This is a genomic window from Rhizobium sp. Leaf311, assembly GCF_001423445.1.
GTDB lineage: Bacteria > Pseudomonadota > Alphaproteobacteria > Rhizobiales > Rhizobiaceae > Agrobacterium.
Genome location: NZ_LMNZ01000010.1, coordinates 1 through 1649, shown reverse-complemented (window position 1 = coordinate 1649; position 1649 = coordinate 1). Strand labels below are relative to the sequence as shown.

1 protein-coding gene is annotated in these 1649 nt (G+C 60.8%); it reads left to right on the top strand.

The window, feature by feature from the left end; all coding sequences use genetic code 11:
* Positions 1-1649 (top strand): acetate--CoA ligase (acs, locus tag ASF69_RS14805; RefSeq protein ID WP_062588794.1); only part of this gene is annotated, 1649 nt, incomplete at both ends.

The window sequence follows — 1649 nt, the reverse complement described above, 5'->3', positions numbered from 1 at the left end:
TACAATTGCATCGACCGGCATCTGAAGACCCATGGCGAGCGCACGGCGATCATCTGGGAAGGCGACAATCCCTATATCGACAAAAAGATCACCTATAACCAGCTTTACGATGCGGTGTGCCGTCTGGCCAACGTGATGAAAAAGCACGGCGTCAAGAAGGGCGACCGGGTGACCATCTACATGCCGATGATCCCCGAAGCCACCTATGCGATGCTGGCCTGCGCACGCATCGGCGCGGTGCATTCGGTTGTGTTCGGCGGCTTTTCACCCGATGCGCTGGCGGGCCGCATCGTGGACTGCGAGTCCACCTTCGTCATCACCTGCGACGAGGGCGTGCGCGGCGGCAAGCCGATTGCGCTCAAGGAAAATACCGACAAGGCCATCCACATCGCCGCACGCCAGCATGTCATCGTCAACAAGGTGCTGGTGGTGCGCCGCACCGGCGGCAAGACCAACTGGGCGCCGGGCCGCGACCTCTGGTACCATCAGGAAGTCGCCTCGGTAAAACCCCATTGCGAACCGGCAAAGATGAAGGCGGAAGATCCGCTGTTCATTCTCTACACCTCAGGCTCCACCGGCAAGCCCAAGGGCGTGCTGCACACGACCGGCGGCTATCTGGTCTATGTGTCGATGACGCATGAATATGTCTTCGATTACAACGATGGCGATATCTACTGGTGCACCGCCGATGTCGGCTGGGTGACAGGCCATTCCTACATCGTCTACGGACCGCTTGCCAATTGCGCCACCACCGTCATGTTCGAGGGCGTGCCGAACTTTCCCGATCAGGGCCGGTTCTGGGAAGTCATCGACAAGCATCAGGTCAACATCTTCTACACCGCCCCAACCGCATTGCGCTCGCTGATGGGCGCGGGCGACGAGTTCGTCAAGCGTTCCTCGCGCTCGTCCCTTCGCCTTCTTGGCACGGTCGGCGAGCCGATCAACCCGGAAGCCTGGGAGTGGTATTACCACGTGGTGGGCGAGGACAAGAGCCCGATTGTCGATACCTGGTGGCAGACGGAAACTGGCGGCATTCTGATCTCGCCTTTGCCGGGGGCGACCGACCTGAAACCGGGCTCGGCCACGCGACCTTTCTTCGGCGTGCAGCCGCAACTGGTAGATGCCGAGGGCAAGGTGCTGGAAGGTGCAGCCGATGGCAATCTGTGCATTGTCGACAGTTGGCCGGGTCAGTCGCGCACGGTCTATGGCGATCACCAGCGCTTCGTTGAGACCTATTTCTCCACCTACAAGGGCAAGTACTTCACCGGCGATGGCTGCCGCCGCGATGCGGATGGCTATTACTGGATCACCGGACGTGTGGATGACGTTCTCAATGTCTCGGGCCACAGGCTGGGCACGGCAGAAGTCGAATCGGCGCTGGTGTCGCACAATCTGGTCTCGGAGGCGGCCGTCGTCGGCTATCCGCATTCCATCAAGGGTCAGGGCATCTATTGCTATGTGACGCTGATGGCGGGGCAGGTGGGTGACGATGCGCTGCGGGCAGAACTCATCAAGCATGTGCGCAACGAGATCGGTCCTGTCGCCACGCCTGACAAGATCCAGTTCTCGCCCGGTCTTCCCAAGACCCGCTCGGGCAAGATCATGCGCCGCATTCTGCGCAAGATCGCCGAGGACGACTTCGGCGCGCT